The 20746-nt window shown below is 59.4% G+C and carries 17 protein-coding genes; 15 read left to right on the forward strand and 2 right to left on the reverse strand.

Features of this window, described 5'->3' with window-relative positions; all coding sequences use genetic code 11:
• The first annotated feature begins 723 nt into the window (after positions 1–723).
• The 7 genes from hisS to ACFO3S_RS17085 all read left to right on the forward strand — a co-directional run bounded on the left by hisS (position 724) and on the right by ACFO3S_RS17085 (position 10044).
• Positions 724–1983, forward strand: coding sequence for a histidine--tRNA ligase (gene hisS / locus ACFO3S_RS17055; protein WP_378098649.1), 1260 nt, complete (start codon positions 724–726; stop codon positions 1981–1983).
• Positions 1984–2001: 18 nt separating this feature from the next.
• On the forward strand, positions 2002–3831 hold the full coding sequence (gene aspS / locus ACFO3S_RS17060; RefSeq protein ID WP_378098651.1) for an aspartate--tRNA ligase: 1830 nt from the start codon (positions 2002–2004) through the stop codon (positions 3829–3831).
• A 27-nt stretch (positions 3832–3858) separates the two neighbouring features.
• Positions 3859–4623: a tRNA threonylcarbamoyladenosine dehydratase gene (locus ACFO3S_RS17065; RefSeq protein WP_378098653.1), complete on the forward strand. Its 765-nt coding sequence runs from the start codon at positions 3859–3861 to the stop codon at positions 4621–4623.
• Between the two features lie 575 nt (positions 4624–5198).
• Entirely contained in the window at positions 5199–5717 is a 519-nt protein-coding gene (locus ACFO3S_RS17070; protein ID WP_378098654.1) for a hypothetical protein, read from the forward strand.
• A 252-nt stretch (positions 5718–5969) separates the two neighbouring features.
• A complete protein-coding gene (locus ACFO3S_RS17075; RefSeq protein WP_378098655.1) occupies positions 5970–7025 on the forward strand; it encodes a CotH kinase family protein in 1056 nt (351 codons plus the stop codon).
• 77 nt (positions 7026–7102) lie between these two features.
• Positions 7103–8416 carry a replication-associated recombination protein A gene (locus tag ACFO3S_RS17080; RefSeq protein ID WP_378098657.1) on the forward strand — a complete coding sequence of 438 codons (1314 nt, stop codon included), beginning with the start codon at positions 7103–7105 and terminating at the stop codon, positions 8414–8416.
• Positions 8417–8706: 290 nt separating this feature from the next.
• Positions 8707–10044, forward strand: a complete 1338-nt coding sequence (locus ACFO3S_RS17085) for a hemolysin family protein (RefSeq protein ID WP_378098659.1) — start codon at positions 8707–8709, stop codon at positions 10042–10044.
• Positions 10045–10140: 96 nt separating this feature from the next.
• Here the strand turns inward: ACFO3S_RS17085 and ACFO3S_RS17090 are convergent, their stop codons facing one another.
• Together ACFO3S_RS17090 and ACFO3S_RS17095 are read right to left on the reverse strand one after the other, a co-directional pair.
• A complete protein-coding gene (locus ACFO3S_RS17090) occupies positions 10141–11295 on the reverse strand; it encodes an MFS transporter (RefSeq protein WP_378098661.1) in 1155 nt (384 codons plus the stop codon).
• Between the two features lie 220 nt (positions 11296–11515).
• Positions 11516–12823, reverse strand: a complete 1308-nt coding sequence (locus ACFO3S_RS17095; RefSeq protein WP_378098663.1) for a multi antimicrobial extrusion protein MatE — start codon at positions 12821–12823, stop codon at positions 11516–11518.
• Positions 12824–13100: 277 nt separating this feature from the next.
• On the opposite strand from ACFO3S_RS17095, the gene ACFO3S_RS17100 reads away from it, so the two are divergent.
• The 8 genes from ACFO3S_RS17100 (at position 13101) to ACFO3S_RS17135 (ending at position 20733) form a co-directional block, all read left to right on the forward strand.
• Positions 13101–13445, forward strand: coding sequence for a hypothetical protein (locus ACFO3S_RS17100; protein ID WP_378098665.1), 345 nt, complete (start codon positions 13101–13103; stop codon positions 13443–13445).
• A 24-nt stretch (positions 13446–13469) separates the two neighbouring features.
• Complete coding sequence (locus ACFO3S_RS17105; RefSeq protein WP_378098667.1) at positions 13470–14549, forward strand: tetraprenyl-beta-curcumene synthase family protein; 1080 nt, start codon at positions 13470–13472, stop codon at positions 14547–14549.
• 29 nt (positions 14550–14578) lie between these two features.
• Positions 14579–15547, forward strand: a complete 969-nt coding sequence (pfkA, locus tag ACFO3S_RS17110) for a 6-phosphofructokinase (protein ID WP_378098669.1) — start codon at positions 14579–14581, stop codon at positions 15545–15547.
• Between the two features lie 180 nt (positions 15548–15727).
• Positions 15728–16693, forward strand: a complete 966-nt coding sequence (locus tag ACFO3S_RS17115; RefSeq protein WP_378098671.1) for a sugar-binding transcriptional regulator — start codon at positions 15728–15730, stop codon at positions 16691–16693.
• On the forward strand, positions 16690–17361 hold the full coding sequence (gene deoC / locus ACFO3S_RS17120) for a deoxyribose-phosphate aldolase (RefSeq protein WP_378098672.1): 672 nt from the start codon (positions 16690–16692) through the stop codon (positions 17359–17361). The genes ACFO3S_RS17115 and deoC overlap by 4 nt, the downstream gene beginning before the upstream one ends.
• 15 nt (positions 17362–17376) lie before the next feature.
• On the forward strand, positions 17377–18687 hold the full coding sequence (locus tag ACFO3S_RS17125; protein WP_378098673.1) for a pyrimidine-nucleoside phosphorylase: 1311 nt from the start codon (positions 17377–17379) through the stop codon (positions 18685–18687).
• A gap of 54 nt (positions 18688–18741) precedes the next feature.
• Complete coding sequence (locus ACFO3S_RS17130; protein ID WP_378098675.1) at positions 18742–19563, forward strand: purine-nucleoside phosphorylase; 822 nt, start codon at positions 18742–18744, stop codon at positions 19561–19563.
• Positions 19564–19629: 66 nt separating this feature from the next.
• A complete protein-coding gene (locus ACFO3S_RS17135; protein ID WP_378098677.1) occupies positions 19630–20733 on the forward strand; it encodes a BMP family lipoprotein in 1104 nt (367 codons plus the stop codon).
• Positions 20734–20746 lie beyond the last annotated feature (13 nt).

A 20746-nucleotide genomic window follows, 5' to 3' on the forward strand; every position in this document is an offset into this window, starting at 1 on the left:
CTTGGAGACAGCTTGTCATTGTTTTGCGAAATAAGCAGGTTGCTATCGAATATTGCTCACAGGGATCATGTCAGGCTCGATTTCGCACGAACCAACGCGACATTGGAAATTTGATGCGTGGAGCCTGGGGCGGCTTGCGCTCGCTTGACAGGCTCATCGCAACAGACTACAATAAGTTACAATTGTATTTCCAAAGCCTCAGATTCGATGACGGGAATAAGTAATCCGGCCCCAAGCCCCCAGAGAGGAAAGCCTCGGCTGCAAGCTTTCCGGCGATGATCGGACGAACGACCTCCCCGAGAACCCGATGGGAACTGCCTGCCTGACGCATGTCGGGTTCGGCTCAGTAGCATCGCGGCGATGCCGGGCGTTAACCGGACGAAAGCAGCAAGCCTCTGTCGAAAGACAGGCTTGAACGACGGGTGGCACCGCGGGAGCGCAACGACAAGCTCTCGTCCCTGACGACTCTACGGAGATCGCCATGGGACGGGGGCTTTTTTGAGTGATTCAGGAAGATTAAAATTCGCTGCCTTTAATCTGAATCACTTCGACCTAAACGTGATCCCGCCGATCCCAAGGACGGCGCAAGCCGTTTCGGCTTGCCATCGGGTATCGGCGGTGTCGGCGGGGCGCTGTCTGCATCAGTAGAACCGCAGACGTGACGAGGGATGGCCCAATGATTGGAGAAAGAATGGGATCTCAAACAGGGGAGTGAAGAGAAGGATGGGTTTCCAGAAGCCGCCGGGCACTCAGGACATTCTGCCTGGCTATTCCGAGCTTTGGCAGTATGTGGAGAGCACCGCTCGCGACATTTGCCGCCGCTACCGGTTCAGAGAAATTAGAACGCCGATCTTCGAAGGCACGGAGCTGTTCAAGCGCGGCGTCGGAGAGACGACGGACATTGTCGAGAAGGAGATGTACACGTTCGAGGACCGCGGCGAACGGAGCATGACGCTTCGTCCGGAAGGAACGGCCGGCGTCGTCCGCTCCTATGTGGAGAACAAGCTGTACGGAGAGCCGGACGTCGCCAAGCTGTACTACATCGGACCGATGTTCCGCTACGAGCGCGCGCAGGCGGGCCGCTACCGGCAGTTTCACCAGTTCGGCGTCGAGGCGATCGGCTCCGACGATCCGGCGCTCGATGCGGAAGTCATCGCCTTGGGGTATCACTTCTATCGGGAGCTGGGGCTGACCGGCGTATCGGTCGACTTGAATTCCGTCGGTACGCCGGCGGTTCGGGCGGCTTTCAGGGAAAAGCTGCTCGCGTATCTGCTCCCGATGCGAGCCGGCCTGTGCAGCGACTGTCAAGCTCGAATCGACCGCAATCCGCTTCGGGTGCTCGACTGCAAGGTCGATCAGGAGAAGTTCGCGGACGCTCCGTCGATTCTGGACAGTCTGGACGAGGAATGCGAGAAGCATTTCTCCCGCGTGCGCGAATGTCTGGATGAGATGGGCGTTCCGTACCGGCTGAATCCGCGTCTGGTGAGAGGGCTGGACTACTACACGCACACTGCGTTCGAATACAAGGCGCAGGGCATCGGCGCCATCGATACGATCGGCGGCGGCGGGCGCTACAACGGGCTCGTGGCGGAGATCGGCGGAGACGACAAGCCCGGGGTCGGGCTTGGGCTCGGGCTGGAGCGGACGCTGCTGCTGCTCGAAAGCCAGGGCGTTAAGCCGGAGCTGGGCAACCAGGCCGATGTCTACATCGTCGCCCTCGGCGCGCGGGCCGAGCAAGCGGCTCCGGGGATCGCGCAGAGGCTGAGGGACGCGGGAATCGCGGCGGAGCGGGACTATCTCGGCCGCAAGACGAAGGCGCAGTTCAAGGCGGCGGAGCGCAGCGGCGCCCGCTACGCGGCCGTGCTGGGCGACGACGAGCTGGACCGCGGGGAGGTCTCTCTTCGTCCGATGGCCGGCGGCGAGCAAACGGCCGTGAAGCTCGACGAGCTTGCGGAGACGATTCAACGGTTAACTACACGATAAAAAGGGGAACGAATCCAAATGATGCTTAAAACGAACGACTGCGGCAAACTAACGAAGGAGCACGTCGGCCAGACCGTCGTGCTGAACGGATGGGTGCAGGGCTGGCGCGACTTCGGCGGCCTGCTGTTCATCGATCTGCGCGACCGCACGGGAATCGTGCAAATCGTCTTTAACCCGGAAATCTCCAAGCAGGCGCTAGAGCTGGGCAGCCGCGCGCGCAACGAATTCGTGCTGGCCGTTGCCGGGAAAATCGTCGAGCGCGATCCGGAGACGTATAACCCGAACCTGGCGACGGGGGAGATCGAAGTTCAAGTGACCGAGGTGGAGATCGTAAATTCGGCCAAAACGCCGCCTTTCCCGATCGAAGACGGGGTGGAAGTGGACGAATCTCTGCGCCTGAAATATCGGTATCTGGATCTGCGCCGCCCGGAGATGCAGAAGACGCTGCGGCTCCGTTCGAAGGCGACCAAGGTGTTCCGCGACTTCCTGGACGAGAACGGCTTTATCGACGTCGAGACGCCGATTCTGACGCTGAGCACTCCGGAGGGCGCTCGCGATTATCTCGTGCCGAGCCGCGTTCATCCGGGCGAGTTTTTCGCGCTGCCGCAGTCTCCCCAGCTGTTTAAGCAGCTGCTTATGATCGGCGGCCTGGAGCGTTACTATCAGGTCGCCCGCTGCTTCCGCGACGAGGATCTTCGCGCGGACCGCCAGCCGGAGTTTACGCAGGTCGACATCGAGACGTCGTTCCTGTCGCAGGAGCAGCTGCTCGGCATGATGGAGCAGCTGATGGCTCGTCTGTTCCGCGAGACGATCGGCGTGGACATTCCGACTCCGTTCCAGCGGCTCTCTTACCATGACGCCATCCACAGGTACGGCTCCGACAAGCCGGACCTGCGCTTCGGGCTCGAGATCGAGGACGTCACCGATATCGTCCAGGGCAGCGACGTGAAGGTGTTCGCGTCCGTCGCCGCGTCGGGCGGCGTCGTCAAGGCGTTGAACGCCAAAGGCTGCGCAAGCTGGAGCCGCAAGGAGCTGGACGATCTGCAGCCTTTCGCGGCCCGCTACGGCGGCAAAGGAATCGCCTGGATTACGGTGAAGGACGGCAAGTGGAACGGGCCGATCGTGAAGTTCTTCAAGCCGGAGGAGATCGAAGCGCTGACCAAGCGTCTGAACGTCGAGGAAGGCGATCTGCTGACGTTCTCCGCCGACAAGCTGAAGACGGCCGCCGACGTGATGGGCAATCTGCGTCTGAAGGTCGGCCGCGAGCTCGGCTTGATTGACGACAAGGCTTACAAATTCGTCTGGGTCGTCGACTTCCCGCTGCTCGGATGGGACGAGGAAGCGAAGCGATTCGTCGCCGAGCACCACCCGTTCACGCGTCCGAAGGACGAGGATCTGGCCCTGTTCGACAGCGATCCGGGCGCGATTCGGGCACAGGCTTACGACATCGTCCTGAACGGCTACGAAGTCGGAGGAGGCTCGATGCGGATTTACCGCCGCGACGTTCAGGAGCAGATGTTCAAGGCGCTCGGCTTCACGCTGGAAGAGGCGAAGGAGAAATTCGGCTTCTTCCTGGATGCGTTCGAATACGGCACGCCTCCGCACGGCGGCATCGCCTTCGGTCTCGATCGTCTGGTCATGCTGTTGGCCGGCCGCAGCAACCTGCGCGAGACGATCGCCTTCCCGAAGACGGCCAGCGCAACCGATCTGCTCTGCGACGCTCCGGCGCCGGTGACGGAGCGGCAGCTGGAAGACCTGCACATCCGGCTGTCGGCCAAGGCGGTCGCTGCTCAAGCGAAGAAAGCCTCTCCGGAAGCGAGAACGGAAGAGGCGGAAGAGCAAGCATAAGGCAACCGGAAGGAGGAGGGCGAACCGATGCTGCACCAATTTTCCCGAACGGAACTGGCGATTGGCCCGGAAGGGCTGGAGAGGCTGAAAGGCAGCACCGTGGCCGTGCTCGGTATCGGCGGCGTCGGCGGCATTGCCGCCGAAGCGCTGGCGCGCTCCGGCGTCGGGCGCATTATTTTGATCGACAAGGACGTCGTCGACATTACGAACGTGAACCGGCAAATTCATGCGCTTACGACAACCGTCGGGCAGCCGAAGGCCGAGCTGATGAAGGAGCGCATCCGGCTGATCAATCCGGAGTGCGACGCGATCGCGTTAAGAATGTTCTATACCGAGGAGACGTACGAGGAGCTGTTCAAGTACCCGCTCGACTACGTCATCGACGCTTCGGACACGATCGTCTATAAGGTGCATTTGATGAAGCAGTGTCTGGAACGGGGAATCCCGATCATCTCCAGCATGGGAGCGGCCAATAAAATGGATCCGAGCCGGTTCCAGGTGGCCGACATCTCGAAAACGTCGGTCGATCCGATCGCGCGCGTCGTTCGAAGAAAGCTCCGGGAGGCCGGGATTCGCAAAGGCGTCAAGGTCGTCTTTTCCACGGAAGAGCCGATCAGGCCGCGGGAGGACGTCACTCAGCGGATCGTCCCGGACACCGCGCCGGAAATCCGCAAAGCCCAGCAGCCGCCGTCGAGCAACGCCTTCGTGCCGCCGGTCGCGGGGCTGATTATGGTCAGCGTCGTGTTCCGGGAGCTGCTGGAGGCGAAACCGGCAGGCCAAGCGACAGAATAAGCCGCAGAATAAGACGTGCAGGCTTGACCCTCCAAAAACGCGATTCTGCGTCTAGAGGACGCCGAAGGCGTTTTTGCATGGGAGGTAAGCAGAAAAAGCGCGAGTTAGGGGTTGCATGGCCCCATGACTCGCGCTTTTTGGTTCATTGTTGCCCGCTTGAGCGGGTTAGGGCAAGCGAAGCCACCCGGCTTGTTCTATTGAATGTGCAGAAGAAGCCCTCCTTCGAACGGTTGCCCGACACTTCCGTTTTACCAAGGAATGGCTTCTTTTCGTTACAGAAACGAGAACGGGCTGTCCATCAATCCTTTTGGGACGGCTCCAAACGCAGGCGTGACGCTCGAACGGGCCGAATGGTGTACGAAATGCCGATTTCCTTCAAGCGAGCTGTCTCCTCAAGCGAAATGACCTACTTTTGGGATACCCTCTTCTTGCGCTCGTCGCGTCCGATTGCAGCGACCGGGGCTCTTGCACCCGGGGCGATTCGCCCTTTTTCGAAGCCCTTCTGCGCCTGTCTCTATCGAAGGGAGGCGATGGCTCATAGACTGTATGAGCTACACACAGGAGGTGCAGTGACATTGAGCATGCTGTTGCATGGGAGTAACCATCGCCGTTCCAAGGGAGCCCGCAATTGCAAATGCCGGCGGACGAACGGAGGCAAGAAGCCACCGAGAAGAGCTCCGGTCGAGCGGGCTCCGGAGGAGCAGACGAACGAGCCGATCGGCGCGGCTCCGGATTACGGACATCGAACCTGGGGGAACTGGGGGACGGATTTCGGCCGTACGGGAGGACATGCGCCCGGTCACCCCGGACATTTCTATGGAGGAGCGCCGTACGGGCAGCCCGGCTCGCTTACGTTCGGGCGTACCGGCGGCCAGCAGGACCAACCTGCAGGCGGGTTTACGGTAGGGCGCACGCTCGGACGCACGTTCGGACGGATGAACGAGCTCTCGGGAGGGCATGCCGGAGACCGTACGGGCCAGCATTTCAGCTGGCGCACGGAGGGCGCGCAGGCACGTTCGGGTTCAGTCGGGCGCCATCAGGCGCACGCGGCGCCCAAAGGCCGCAAGCAGCCTCGCAGCGGGAAGCGCAGCTAGTCCGAAAGGCCGGCTGAGATAGGTGGCCGGCGCTGAAAAGAAGCCCTCTTGTCGGCGCAAGCCGGGGAGGGCTTCTTACGTGAGCCCGCCGATTCCAGAGGCGTAAGCCGCTTACGCTTGGCATCGCCGACGCTGGAGACGGCGCATAACGGCTGAGCCCGCCCGTCCCGACAAGTAGACGGACGCCGTTTCCGCCAATGCCGGGGCGTCATACGCTGATTCAGACGACGGATCAGGAAAGGCGGTCACCGTATGCCTCTACCGGTCAGGGCGCTGCGGCTAAGCCGGAAAGCCAGCCGCGATTTGGAAAATAACCTGTGGAACGATCGATACGTTCCCGGTCGAATGAACACGAACGGGCTGTCGGCCTTCGTGTCGGTCCGGTACCGGGGCGGCCATACGCGCAGTTATCCGAAAAAGTCGTACGAGGTCGTCCGCGGGAAGCAGTTTTTTCATTATAACGCCGAATATGACGATCCCTCGATGATTCGAAATGCGCTTTCCTTCGCCTTTTTCCCGATGCTTGGCGTTCCCGCTCCTCGAACGAAGCATGTGCTTTTGACGATCAACGGCGAGCCCAAGGGCGTGTATCTGGAGATCGAAGGCGTGGAGAAGCCGTTTTTCGCCAGAAGGAATATCGGGGCTTCTTCGCTCTTTTACGCGATCAACAACCAGGCGGACTTCGGGCTGTTCTCGCTAGAGTCCGGCCGCCCCAAGAGGTCGCTGCTCGCCGGCTACGAATACCGGTTCGGCCGCAGCTCGGAGAGGGCGCGGCTGGCCTCGTTTATCCGGGGGCTGAACAAGCTCCGGGGATCGCGCGCGGAAGCCTACATTCGCGCCCGGCTGGATGTGGACAATTACTTGCGCTGGCTGGCCGGAGCGGTGTTAACCGGCAATTACGACGGCTTCGAGCAAAATTACGCGATCTATCGAAGCAGGAAAACAGGCAAGCTGCGCATGATTCCTTGGGATTACGAGGGCACCTGGGGACGCAATTGCTACGGCCGCATCGTCAGGAGCGACCTGGTCGAGATTGCCGGCTATAACGCGCTGACCCGCAAGCTTCTCGGTTTCCCCGAACTTCGCCGGAAGTACCGCTCGATCCTGCGCCAGGCGCTGAACGGACCGTTCACGGAGCAGCGGTTAATGCCGATCGCGGAAAAAATGATGGAAAGCATCGCCCCGTACATCCGGGAGGACGCCAGCCGCAGGTGGCCGTATCGGGAGTTCGCCGGAGAGCTGCGCGTCATCCGCGACTACATCCGCGAGAGAAGAGAGATCGTAAGGATCGGGAGCTCCGGTCTGTAAGGGAACGTATGATCGCTTTCTCTTCCTGCAAACGCAGGTTTCTGGTATGATAAGAGGAAAGAGAGGCGATATCACGAATGGATCTGTTCAGCTTCCAAGCGGAATCGGAGCCGCGCGGCCGGCTGCTGGCCGACCGGATGCGTCCGGAGACGCTTGATGAATACATCGGTCAAGAGCATGTGGTCGGCCCGGGTAAAGTGCTCAGAAGAGCGATAGAAGGAGACGTCGTGTCGTCCATTCTGCTGTTCGGACCTCCGGGCTGCGGCAAGACGACGCTGGCGCACATCATCTCCAAGCGAACGCAGGGCGACTTCGTCCGGCTGAACGCGGTCGACGCCTCCGTCAAGGACGTGCGCGAGGTGATCGAGCAGGCGGAGAACAACAAGAACATGTACGGCCGCAAGACGATTCTGTTCCTCGACGAGGTGCACAGATTCAACAGCGCCCGTCAGGACGCGCTTCTGCCGGCCGTGGAGCGGGGCATCATCGTCTTCATCGGGGCGACGACGGAAAATCCGTTCCATTCGGTGAACGGAGCTTTGCTGTCCCGTTCGACGCTGTTTCGGCTGGAGCCGTTGACGAAGGAGCATTCGCTCGCCGCGATGCGCCGGGCTTTGGCCGATCCGGTCAAGGGTCTCGGCTTTATGAAGCTGCAAGCGGACGAGGAGGCGCTCGAGCATATTGCATCTATGGCCAACGGAGACATCCGCCGAGCGCTCACCGCGCTGGAGCTGGCCGCCGTGACGACGCCTTCGGAGCCGGACGGCACCGTCCGCGTGACGCTTGAGGTCGCGGAGGAATCGATCCGCCAGCCTACGGTTCAGGCGGACGAATCGACCCAGTACGACGTGCTGTCCGCGTTCCACAAGAGCGTTCGGGGATCAAGCGATGCAGCCTTGTTCTGGTTTCTGTACGCGGTGGAGAAGCTGGGCATGGATCCGATGGTGTTCCTGCGCCGTCTGACGGTAGCCTGCAGCGAAGACATCGGACTGGCCAATCCGCAGGCGATGGTGCAGGCGGTGAGCGCGATGGAGGCGTACCATCGGATCGGCTGGCCGGAATCAAAATATATTGTGGCGCAGGCGATTCTGTTCGCCGTGGAAAGCCCGAAATCGAATGCGATTGCGGTGACGATCGGGAAAATCATGTCGGCGTTCGAGACGATCAAATCCGCCGAAGTCCCGCTTCATCTGAGAGACGCCCATTACGGCGGAGCGAAGAAGCTGGGCCATGTCGGCTACAAGTATCCGCACGATTATCCCGGCCATTACGTCGAGCAAAGCTACTTCCCGGACAAGCTGTCCTCCAGCGTCTTCTACGAAGCGACCGAGCAGGGGATGGAGGATAAAATCCGGCAAAATCAACTGAAACGAAGAGGAAGAAGGGGCTGACGAAGGGGCAAGCTGAGCGGGACGGTCGCGGGAGGGAAAATTTGGCTTGATGCGGGCGGAACAGACGATATTCGTTAGATTCGCGGATATCCGGCCTTTACGCCCGAAAATCGGCATAGGCGACAGGCTCTAGGGAATACAGATGGGTACTACGGCTAATTACGAGGCCAACCGTCGTTTGACGGGGTGCTCCAAACCGTCTAAGCTAAAGGAATAAGCTTTTATTTTTATACTTTTAATTGAAAAAAAGGAGGTGTACCTATCCTCCCATCGGCGAGGATAGGAAACATTTGGACCCTGACCCCTACCCGTTAAGCGTAGACTTGATTCTGATCTTCGCGTTGGTATTGTTGAACGGTTTCTTCGCGGCTGCGGAATTTGCGATGGGCAAAGCACGCGGCTCGAGGATCGACGCCATGGCGCAGGAAGGGCATAAGAGAGCGAAGGCGGCTTCTCACCTGATCGCCCACCTGGACGCGTACATGTCGGCTTGTCGATTGGGCATCCTGCTGGCGTCGCTCGGACTGGGCTGGGTCGGCGGATCCGCGATCGCCCGTCTGCTTGCGCCCGCCTTCGAAGCCGTTCATCTCAACGAAAGTCTGGTTCAACCGCTATCTTTCATCATCGGCTTTACGTTCATAGCGGTGTTTCATCTCGTGCTTGGCGAATGGATGCCTCGATCGGTGGCTATCCGCAAAGCCGAGAAGGTCACCCTGTTGACGGCCGCTCCGCTCATTTTCTTCCGCAGAGCGATAAGCCCGTTCATCTGGTTGCTTGAAGGAATCGCAGGAATGCTGCTGAGGCCGTTCGGCATCGATGTCAAGGAAGATACTTCTACCGCCCATACGGAGGAGGAAATCCGGAATCTGGTACAGGAAAGCCACAAGAACGGATTGATCGACAATACCGAGCTTGCGTTAATGGACAACATCTTCGAATTCGCGGAGACGAATGCGCGGGAAATTATGATTCCCCGGACCGAAATGATCTGCCTGTACGGCAATCTGAGCTTCGCGGAGAACCGGGCGATCGCGCTGCGAGAGATGCATACGAGATATCCCGTGTGCGAGAAAGACAAAGACAACATCATCGGCTTCGTGCATATTAAAGATTTGCTGAAGGTGCCGGTCCATTCCGTTCTGGACATTCGGGATTTAATGAGACCGATGACGACGGTGCCCGAGAGCATGCCGATCAGCGACCTGCTGAAGCTGATGCAGAAGAAGAAAACCCAGATCGCGATTCTGATCGACGAGTACGGCGGAACTTCGGGCCTGGTGACATTGGAAGACATCATGGAAGAGATCGTCGGCGAGATTCAGGACGAATTCGACGAGGAGCGTCCCGACGTGGAGCAGCGCGACGACCGTACGTACTCCATTAACGGAATGATGCTTATCGAAGAAGTGAATACGCTGTTCGGGCTCGATCTGCCTACCGACGACTATGACACGATCGGAGGCTGGATCTATTCCCAGATCGAGAACCCGCCGAAGAAAAATCAATTCGTCATCGCCGAGGAAGGCTTCCGGTTTACGATAGAAGAGACCGATCACTTGCGGATATCCCGTATTACCGTGCATCGCGAAGAAGAAGAGAAATGGGAGCCGCAAGCCGAGACGGGCTGATGCCATAACCAATACGGGACGAAGCAGGCCTGCGCCTGCCTCGTCCCGTATTGGTTATGCTTGCGAAAGGGGAGTTTGCGCCGGCTGCGGCATTCCTTATCTGCGTCCCAGATGAGCGAGCAGGAACCCGATCATGCCGATCAGCGCGAACGCGGCGCCGAATTGGAAGACGCTGGACAGTCCGAACGAATCGTACAGCCAGCCGCCGAGCGTTCCGGCGATGACACCGGCCAAACCGGTCCAGACGACGGCGAATACCGCTTGGCCCGAAGAGCGGTATTCGTCGGGAATGAGCGACTGCAGGCCGCGAAGCGCCGTAATGTAGAAAATGGCGAAGGTGACCGAATGCATCATCTGCAGCGCGACCATCATCCAGGGCTCGTCGGCTTGGCTAAGCAGGCCGAGCCGGATGACGTAGAATGCGCTGGCGATCGCCAGCAGCGGATATTCGCGAAAGCGATGGCCAAACCGGGCGAGGAGGAAAAACATCGGAATTTCGCTGACGGCCGAGGCGAGCGAGGCGTACCCGATGACCGAATCGTCGGCTCCGATCTCCCGCATGGCTACGGACAGGAAGCCTTCGTTCGTGCGGTGGGCGACGGAGATGACCATGATCAAGCCGAAAAAGACGAGCGTATCCTTGCGGCGAAGCAGCTCCCATAACCCGCCGAACTCGAACTTGCGCAGCGTCGCCTGATAGTCGCCGACGAAGAACGACAGGACGAGCGAGACGAGAATGACGCCGAGAAGAAGCCAGAGGGTGAGCTCGGAGCCGTACGTCTTCAGCAAGTATCCGAACAGTACGGCGCAAATCGCAAAGCCGAGCGAGCCGAACATTCGGATCGAGGGGAAGCTGATTTTCATTCGTTCGGCAGCGAGCAGGGAGACGCTGTCCAGCATCGAATTGTTCGGCGTCTGGAACAGATAGAATAAAGCCATCATGCCGGCCATGATGCCGAATTCCTTCTGCGGCAGAAGCAGCGCAAGCGCCACAATTTGGGCGAGGTACAGCAGGCTCAAAATTCGGGGCAGATTTTTGGTCCGGTCGCTCAGGATGCCGACCGCCAGGTTGGACACGATGGACAGGAACGGTCCGACCGAATAAATCGCGCCGATCTGCAGCTTCGAGAAGCCCAGGCTTTCGAAGTAGAGCGGGAAGTATGTGGCCAGAAGCACCATGGAAGCATAGTTCGCGAATTGCAGCGCCCGCAGCACGAAGAGCTGTCCGCGCATGGATGAGCTTGTCTCCATTACGTAATCTCCTCTTTATAGGTTGAACCAAAGACGCGACGATGAGCAGGCTGAGTGCAATGGAGAAAGGGAATGGTTTTCCGCGAGTTTTGCCTCGAGTTTCTCGCCGATAAAGGTCTAATCCGTCAAAGAAACTGAAACAGGCAGTCTGAAGCCGGCAAGCCATCCCTTTCGGAGTACAACGGACTTCTATATTCATTGGTTAACCTGTGATGGAAGCCTAATCTGTCAGCTTGGCCGTCCGGCGGCTGCGCCGGAAGAGCCAAGTCAGGAACAGCACCTCGGCGGCGACGCCGACGGATTGGGCCAACGAGCCCAGAACGCCGGTCCATGCCGGCAGCAGCAAGACGAGCATAATAATCGTCAGCGCAGTTAGAATGGCGTTGGCGATTTGCGAGCCGAACATCAGCTTCGTCTCGCCGTGGGCCATGACGATGCCGTTTAAGGTGTCGAGCCACGGGAAGACGAGCACGAAGGGCAGAAATCCCCGCAAGGCGTGTATGCAAGCCTGCAGCAGCTCGTCCTTCACGCCGAGAACGTGAGAGAACATCCAGTCGCCGAGCGGGGTGAACGCGATCAGCGCCAGCAGCAGCGGCGGAATGAACCCGAGAAGCAGCGTGAACTTGCGCACGATGGCCGGATCGCTCTTCACGAACAGCAAGGCGATCTGATGGAAATAAGTAAAGAAGCCCAGGACGAGATTCATCAGGCTGCCGGCCACGGCGAACGACGCGACGGCGAGCGTCCCTCGTTCGGTCGTGCCGAGCAGGGCGTTTAGAATCGGCAGCACCCAGACGATGATCAGCGACGAATAGAGGAGCGGATTATAAAATTTCGTCACTTGCCGCGGCTTCGTGACTTCCCATTCCTCGTCTTTTTCCGGCATTTGCTTGACCAGCTTGCTCGCTTCCCACCAGCTGACGCCGGCTTCGATCATCATTCCGAACACGAAGATCACCGTTCCGTGCAGGGCGCTGTCGACGCCCGTCCGCAGGAAATATTGGGAGAGCAGGAACATGCCCGCCAGCCGGAACACCATTGCGATCGTCAGCCATCTCGTTCTCATTTTATAAATGATGACGCCTTGATAGAGACACCGGATTCCCGAGAACACGGACAGGAACATCAGGGCGCGGAAAGCGGCGGTCGCCTCCTTCTCCGCGGCCGGGTCGGCGGCGTACGCCCAGCCGAATACCCAATGTCCGACAGGCGTATATGCGATTAAGGCTCCGAAAGCGAGGGAGGCTCCGAACACGTAGTAGCTAACCTTTCGAACGGCCCGGAAGGACATGCGGTCCCGAACGAGGGCCGAGCACGTTTGCCGGAACAGCACGGCCGGTTTCTCCGTGACGACCAGCAGGCTCATCGCCAGCGCATAGCCGGCCAGAATAATTTCCGGATTGTCCGATCTGGCGAGCGTGCCGTTGACAATGATGTGCGACAGATTAATTAGCAGCACCGATATTCCCATCGGAATAAAAAACAGGAAAAGCCGTCTCAGCGAGACCGGCTCGTTAGGGGTCGGCATGTTAGGCTCCTTCGGCAGTCGGCAATTCCGTTATCCACATAGGTAGTATTATAGCAGATAATACCGGGCATTCGGGAGGCAATTTCAGAGAATTAAAACTGGATTTCAAACTTGCAAAATGTTAAATTAAAGAATAAAGCAAAATTAGAGGCTTTGTTCAAGCAAAAACGCCTTAGGCGTCCTCCAGACGCAAAATCGCGTTTTTGTCGGAGGCGGTTCAGAAAAGTATAGCGAATTTTATACTTTCTGAATCACGAACGAAAACCGGGTGATCAGGATGCGCGAGGACGAACGCTGGCTCGACAGCCAGTTCGTATACAGCGAGAGGCACGGCATAGCGCTTCCGAATCTGCAGAGCGGGTGGGACGCGCTGACGCCGGAACGACAAGCCGCGATCGTATCCAGGTGGGAGATGATTCGGGGCGCGATTCCGGATCGGATCCACCGGCTGGAGGAAGCCATTCGGGCGAAGCAGGCGCAGTTGTTCGAAGAGGAAGATTTCGCCAGATCCTGCCTGATCAACGACGAGATTGCCGACCTGGCCAGCAGGATCAACGACTTGAATATTTGGTTTCGCACCCGACAGGAGTTGGAGCCGCAAGCCAAGCGGCCTATCGGTTAAAGCATTGCGGAGGACCCTACGAAAATGACGAAAGAAGCGTTATTGGCGGGCCGATCCCCTCGCGGGCCGTTTACCTTGATGAAAAGAGTATACAAGTACATCCTGCCGGAAGTTCGCGCGGAGCTTGAACGCTGGCGCAGCTTCGCCGAACGCATTCCCGACCCGGAGCTTCGCAAGCAGGCGCTGGACAGCATGAACGGGAAGCAATTTCACTGCGAGGGCGGCGGCGTGTACGCCGCGGCGAATCTGGAGCAGCGGCACGTGCTTATTCCGCTGATCGTCGCGCTGCAGACGATCAGCGACTACTTGGACAATCTGTGCGACCGCAGCACCTCGCTCGACCCGGACGATTTTCGCTTGCTGCACCAGAGCATGCTGGATGCGGTGGCGCCGGAAGCGCCGACGCGCAACTACTATGCCCTGAGAGAGCAGCAGGACGACGGGGGCTATCTGGAGGCTCTCGTGCTGGAATGCCGGAAGAGGATCGCCAAGCTTCCCGCTTACGCCACCGTGCAGCCCTTCGTCGTCGAGCTGGTGCAGCTGTACGCCGATCTTCAGGTGTACAAGCATATCGCCCCGTCCCGGCGGGAGGAGGAGCTGCTGGCCTGGTGGGACAAGCATTCGGCGGCCTACCCGGAGCTGAAGTGGAACGAATTCGCGGCGGCGACGGGGTCGACGCTGGGGATGTTCATGCTGTTCCTTGCAGCCAGCGACCCGAAGCTGGGAGAGCGTCAGGCGGTAGAGATCCGCAACCGCTACTTCCCTTCCATCTGCGGCCTGCATATTCTGCTCGATTATTTGATCGATCAGGCGGAGGATCGGGCAGGCGGAGATTTGAACTTCTGCAGCTATTACGCCGACCAGCCGATGCTGAACGAGCGAATGGAGCGCATGGTTCAAGCGGCCAGAGCCGCCGCAGACGGGCTGCCGTTCGGACGCTTTCACCGAATGATCGTCGAAGGTCTCGTCGCGCTGTATTTGTCCGATCCTAAAGTTCGAGATCAGCAGGACGTGCGGAAGACCGCCAGACTGCTCATGAAGGGCAGTCCGTGGACCCGGGTGTTTTTCTGGCTGAACAGCCATTGGATAAGAAAGGCGATGTAGAGACAGACTTACAGGGAGGAATTTGGAGAATGAGCGCAGTGAAGAAGATCGCGGTATTGACGAGCGGCGGAGATTCTCAGGGAATGAACGCGGCGGTTCGCGCCGTCGTCCGGAGCGCGTTGTATCGCGGGATTGAGGTTTACGGAGTGCAAAGAGGCTACCAAGGGCTGATCAATCAGGATCTGAGGCGGATGGATCTGCGCAGCGTGGGCGACATCATTCAACGCGGCGGCACGATTCTTCAGACGGCCCGCTGCAAGGAGTTCATGACGCCGGAGGGCCAGCAGCGCGGAGCGGACGTCCTGCGCGAGCACGGCATCGACGGCCTGGTCGTCATCGGCGGCGACGGCTCGTATCAAGGCGCGCAGAAGCTGAGCAAGCTGGGCATCAAGACGATGGGCCTTCCCGGCACGATCGACAACGACATTCCGTTCACCGATTTCACGATCGGCTTCGATACGGCGGTCAGCATCGTCGTTGACGCGATCAACAAGCTGCGCGACACGATGACCTCCCACGAGAGATCCTCTGTCGTCGAAGTCATGGGACGCCATTGCGGGGATATCGCGCTCTATGCCGGGCTTGCGAGCGGTGCGGAGGCGATCCTCGTTCCCGAGGTTCCGTTCGACATTAAGGAGATTTCCCTGCGCATGAAGGACAACTTCCAGAAGGGCAAGCGCCACGGCATCGTCGTTGTCGCGGAAGGGGTAGGCTCCGGCGAGGAGGTCGCCAAGAACATTACCGAGTACAGCGGCATCGAGCCTCGCGTCACCGTGCTCGGCCATATTCAGCGCGGGGGAGCTCCGACGCATAACGACCGCATTCTGGCAAGCCGGCTTGCCGATTATGCCGTTCAGCGCCTGATCGAAGGGGATTCCGCCAAAGGGATCGGCATCGTCAAAGGCGAATTCGTGGCGACGGATATCGACAAAGTCGTGTCCACGAAAAAGTCGTTTAATCTCGACTTGTACAATCTGGCTCTCCGTCTGGCGCAATAATCGCGGTCGGTATCCATCGGCTCAACGAGCCGCTTTCCGAACAGGGGAGCGGCTTTTTTTGTATGTAATTCTCCCTAGCGCGGAATGCTTATATCCATTATAATAGCGTTTAAGAGAACATAATTTCACCGATGATGAACAGAATTTCAAAAAACAGCTTTGCGAATGGTGTGAATTTTGTTGGATAACGACAAGATAAGGAAAGTCGTGGAAGCGGCCAAGCTCTATTACCAACTGGATTACAGCCAGAACCAGATCGCCGACGCTTTGGGCGTGTCCCGTCCGACCGTATCCCGGCTTCTCCAGCAGGCGAAGACGGAAGGCGTCGTGACGATCGAGATCAAGGACCCGACGGAAGATGTCGAAGTGCTGCGGCGATTGTTGAAAGAGAAATTCCAGCTCAAAAACGCCGTCGTCGCGTTTACTCCGACATACGACGACAGCGTCGTCAAGCGGTATATCGGCGAAGCGGCGGCCAACTACGTGATGGAGCTGGCCAAGGACGGGGACACGATCGGGGCGTCCTGGGGCTCTACGATGTATCAGGTCGCGCTTCACCTGAAGACGAAGTCGCTGAACCATTCCTTCGTCGTCCAGCTAAACGGCGGCGTCAGCGACGCGGACATTCGAATCTCCCCTTCGGAGATCGTCCATCTGTTCGGCAGAGCGTTTAATGTCACCCCCTATTTCATGTATTTGCCCGCGATTGTCGATCATATTCTCGTCAAACAGGCGATGCTGACGGATCGTCACATTCGCAGAGTGATGGATATGGGGCAGAGCGCCAATATCGCCATTTTCACGGCCGGAGCCCCGACTCCCGATTCGGTGCTGCTCAATTCGAACTACATGCGCAGCGACGAGCTGGAGACGATCCGGACGCAAGCGGTCGGGGACATCTGCTCGCGCTATTACGACGTTAACGGAGAAATTTGTCTGCCGAGCCTGAACGAGCGCACGGTGGGGATCGAGCTGGCGGATCTTCGCCAGAAGGAGCATGCCATTCTCGTCGCCGGCGGCGCCTCCAAGGTCAACGCCATCTGGGGAGCGCTGCGCGGCAAATACGGCAATACGCTGGTCACCGACCAGATTACAGCGAAAGCGCTGCTCAAAAAAACAGACCTACAGGAGACTGGTGCCTTATGACCCCTGAACAAATTGGAGCCATGATCGATCATACTTTATTGTCGGCAGTAAGCGAGGAGAAGGATATTGTCCGTATCTGCGAGGAGGCGAAGCGGCACCGGTTCGCGACGGTGTGCGTGAACCCGTACTGGGTTCCCGTTGCCGCGCGCGAGCTGGCCGGCAGCGGTGTCGGCGTCACGACGGTCGTCGGCTTCCCTCTCGGCGCCAGCCGGACGGAAGTCAAGGCGGCGGAGGCGGAGGACGCGATTCGGGCCGGCGCGACCGAGATCGATATGGTGCTGAACGTCGGCGCCTTGAAGTCCGGGCAAGCGGATGCCGTGAGGCGGGACATCGAGCAGGTCGTGCGGACCTGTCAGGGAAAGGCGGCCGTGAAGGTTATCATCGAGACGTGCTACCTGACCGAAGAGGAGAAGCGGACGGCTTCTCTGCTGTGCAAGGAAGCGGGGGCGGACTTCGTCAAGACGTCGACCGGCTTCGGGACGGGGGGAGCGACCGTGGAGGACGTCGCCCTCATCCGCGCCGCCGTCGGCCCTGCGATGGGGATTAAAGCTTCCGGCGGCGTGCGGGATCTGGATACGGCGAGGAAGCTGATCCAGGCCGGGGCGACCAGGCTGGGGGCCAGCTCCTCCGTCGCGATCGTCACGGGCGGAACGACCCAAGGGTACTAAGAGGGGGGCTCTTCGATGAGAACCGTGGATCTGATCACGAAAAAGAGAGACGGAGGGGAGCTGACGGAAGCCGAGATCCGCTATTTGATTCGCGGCTACACGGACGGCTCGATTCCCGATTACCAGATGTCGGCGCTAGCGATGGCGATTTTTTTCCGCGGCATGACGCCGACGGAAAGAGCGGATTTGACGCTGGCGATGGTCGATTCCGGAGAAACGATCGATCTGTCCGGCATTGCGGGCGTCAAAGTGGACAAGCATAGCACCGGAGGAGTCGGAGATACGACGACGCTGGTGCTGGCGCCGCTCGTCGCCTCCATCGGCGTTCCGGTCGCGAAGATGTCGGGACGCGGCCTTGGCCATACCGGCGGAACGATCGACAAGCTCGAGTCGATTCCGGGCTTTCACGCGGAGATCGACAACGCCGAATTCATCCGCCTCGTCAACCGCAACGGGCTGGCCGTCATCGGGCAAAGCGACAATCTGACGCCCGCGGACAAGAAGCTGTACGGACTTCGAGACGTTACCGGCACGGTGAATTCGATTCCGCTGATCGCCAGCTCCATTATGAGCAAGAAGATCGCTTCGGGCGCCGACGCCATCGTGCTCGACGTCAAGACCGGCGACGGCGCTTTCATGAAGGAAATGGCGGAAGCCCGGGAACTGGCGGCCTGCATGGTGGACATCGGCAGCCGCGTCGGAAGAAAGACGGTGGCGGTGTTGTCCGATATGAGCCAGCCGCTCGGGAACGCGATCGGCAACGCGCTGGAGGTCAGGGAAGCGATCGACACGCTGAAGGGACAAGGACCGAAAGACTTGACGGAGCTCTGCCTGACGCTCGGCAGCCATATGGCCGTGCTGGCCGGAGTCGCCTCCGGCCAAGCGGAGGCCAGAGCGCTGCTGGAGCGGGCGATAGAGAGCGGCCGGGCGCTGGAGAAGTTCAAAGCGTTCGTATCGGAGCAGGGAGGCGACGCCTCGGTCGTCGACGAGCCCGAGCGGCTGCCGGCCGCGAGGCGCGTCATCGAGGTGCCGGCCAAGCAGTCGGGGTATGTGGCTTCGATCGCCGCCGAGCGCATGGGGCTTGCGGCGATGCTGCTCGGAGCCGGGCGGGCCACGAAGGAATCGGCCATCGATCTGGCGGTCGGCATCGTGCTTCGCAAAAAAATCGGAGACGAGGTTCGCGTCGGCGAATCGCTCGCAACCGTGCATGCCAACGACGTCGGCGCAGAGGAAGCGATCGCGCGCGTCTACGAATCGATGGCGATTCGCTCCGAATCGGTGGAGCCACCCTCGCTGGTCGTCGGAGTCGTTCAAGCGGACGCGTGACGACGGCAAGCGATTAGGCATATTAGGGTTATACTTTAAAGGGGGTGAAACAAAATGGGCCAGTTGCTGCAAAGAATGAACGAGGCGGCCGCGCACATCCAGTCTCTGATCTCAGGCCGGCCGCGCATCGGACTGATTCTCGGTTCCGGGTTGGGCGAGCTAGCCGACGACATTCGGGATGCTGTCCGAATTCCTTACGAGTCGATTCCGCACTTTCCGGTATCGACGGTGGAGGGGCATGCGGGCCAGCTCGTAATTGGCCGACTCCAAGACCAGACGGTAATGGCCATGCAGGGGCGGTTTCATTACTACGAAGGCTATACGATGCAGGAAGTCACGTTTCCGGTTCGCGTCATGAAGGCGCTCGGAGTCGATGTTCTGATCGTCACCAACGCATGCGGGGGCATGAACCCGGCATTCGAGCCGGGGGATCTGATGCTCATCCGCGATCATCTGAACATGACCGGAGCCAACCCGCTAATCGGGGAGAACGAGTCCTCGCTTGGGCCTCGCTTTCCGGATATGAGCCGGGCGTATACACCAGATTTGCTCGAGCTTGTCCGCGAGACGGCGCAATCGCTCGGCCTTCGCGTCAAGGAAGGCGTGTACGCCGGAATTTCCGGCCCTTCCTACATGACGCCTGCGGAGCTGACAATGCTGCGGCTGATGGGCGGCGACGCGGTCGGCATGTCCACCGTGCCTGAGGCGATCGTAGCGAGCCATATGGCGATGAAGATCATCGGAATTTCATGCGTGACGGACATGGCGATCGGCGAGCATCTGGAGCCGCTCAGCCATGAGCAAGTCATCGAAGTCGCGAATCGCACGAAGCCGAAATTTATTTCATTGGTGAAAGCCGTCGTGCAGCGGCTTTAGGCCTTAACCGGCGGGGAAGCGGACACGTCCGCACTCGTCCATCCTACATTGAAGGAGAGCTAAGAGATGAACAAGACGACAAAGCTGCTTACAGGCATTATGCTGGTCGCTTCCTTGACCTTGACAGCATGCGGAGCCAAAAACAACAACGGGGGCGGGGCAGCAAGCCCGAGCGCCGCGCCGAGCGAGTCCCCGGCCGGTTCGCCGGCCGCCAGCGAAAGCGCGCCGAGCGAGGCGGTAGTAGACGGCAAAGGCTTCAAATTCGGGATGGTTACCGACGTCGGCGGCGTTAACGACAAATCGTTTAACCAGAGCGCTTGGGAAGGCCTGAACAAACTGAAGGACGACACGGGCGCGGAAGTCAAATACCAGGAGAGCAAAGAAGCGACGAATTACTTGACGAATCTGAACAAATTCGTGCGCGACGACTACAACCTGACCTGGGGCATCGGATTTCTGCTCGGAGATGCGGTGAAGGACGCCGCGGCCAAAAATCCGGACGCCAATCTGGCGATCATCGACGAAGTCGTCGAAGCGCCTAACGTGGCGTCGATCACGTTCGCCGAGAACGAGGGCGCGTATCTGGTCGGCGTCGTCGCGGGTCTGATGACCAAAACGAACAAAATCGGCTTCGTCGGCGGCATTGACATTCCGGTAATCAAGCGGTTTGAGCTCGGCTTCGTAGCCGGGGTAGCGGCCGTGAATCCGGACGCGAAGGTCAACATCAACTATACGGGCGCGTTCGACAAAGCCGACCTGGGCAAAGCGGCCGCATCCTCGCTCTACAACGACGGAGCGGACATCATCTTCCATGCGGCGGGCGGCACGGGCAACGGCGTCTTTAACGAAGCGAAGGAACGCAACAAGAACGCCGCAGCGGACAAGAAGGTCTGGGTCATCGGCGTCGACAAGGACCAATCGCTGGAGTTCGGCGACGACGTCACGCTCACGTCTATGCTGAAGCGCGTCGACGAGGCGGTATACCGCGTGTCCAAAGACTTGATCGAAGGCAACTTCCCTGCCGGCCAAGTGACGACGCTCGGCCTTAAGGACAATGCCGTAGGCCTGCCCGAGACGTCGAAGGCGAACGTGCCTCAGGACGTTCTGGACAAGGTCGAGGAATTTAAGCAAAAAATTATTAGCGGCGAAATTACGGTCCCGACTGCCTAGCATTGAATAACCG

This window comes from Cohnella hongkongensis (assembly GCF_042654645.1).
Lineage (GTDB): Bacteria > Bacillota > Bacilli > Paenibacillales > Paenibacillaceae > Cohnella > Cohnella hongkongensis.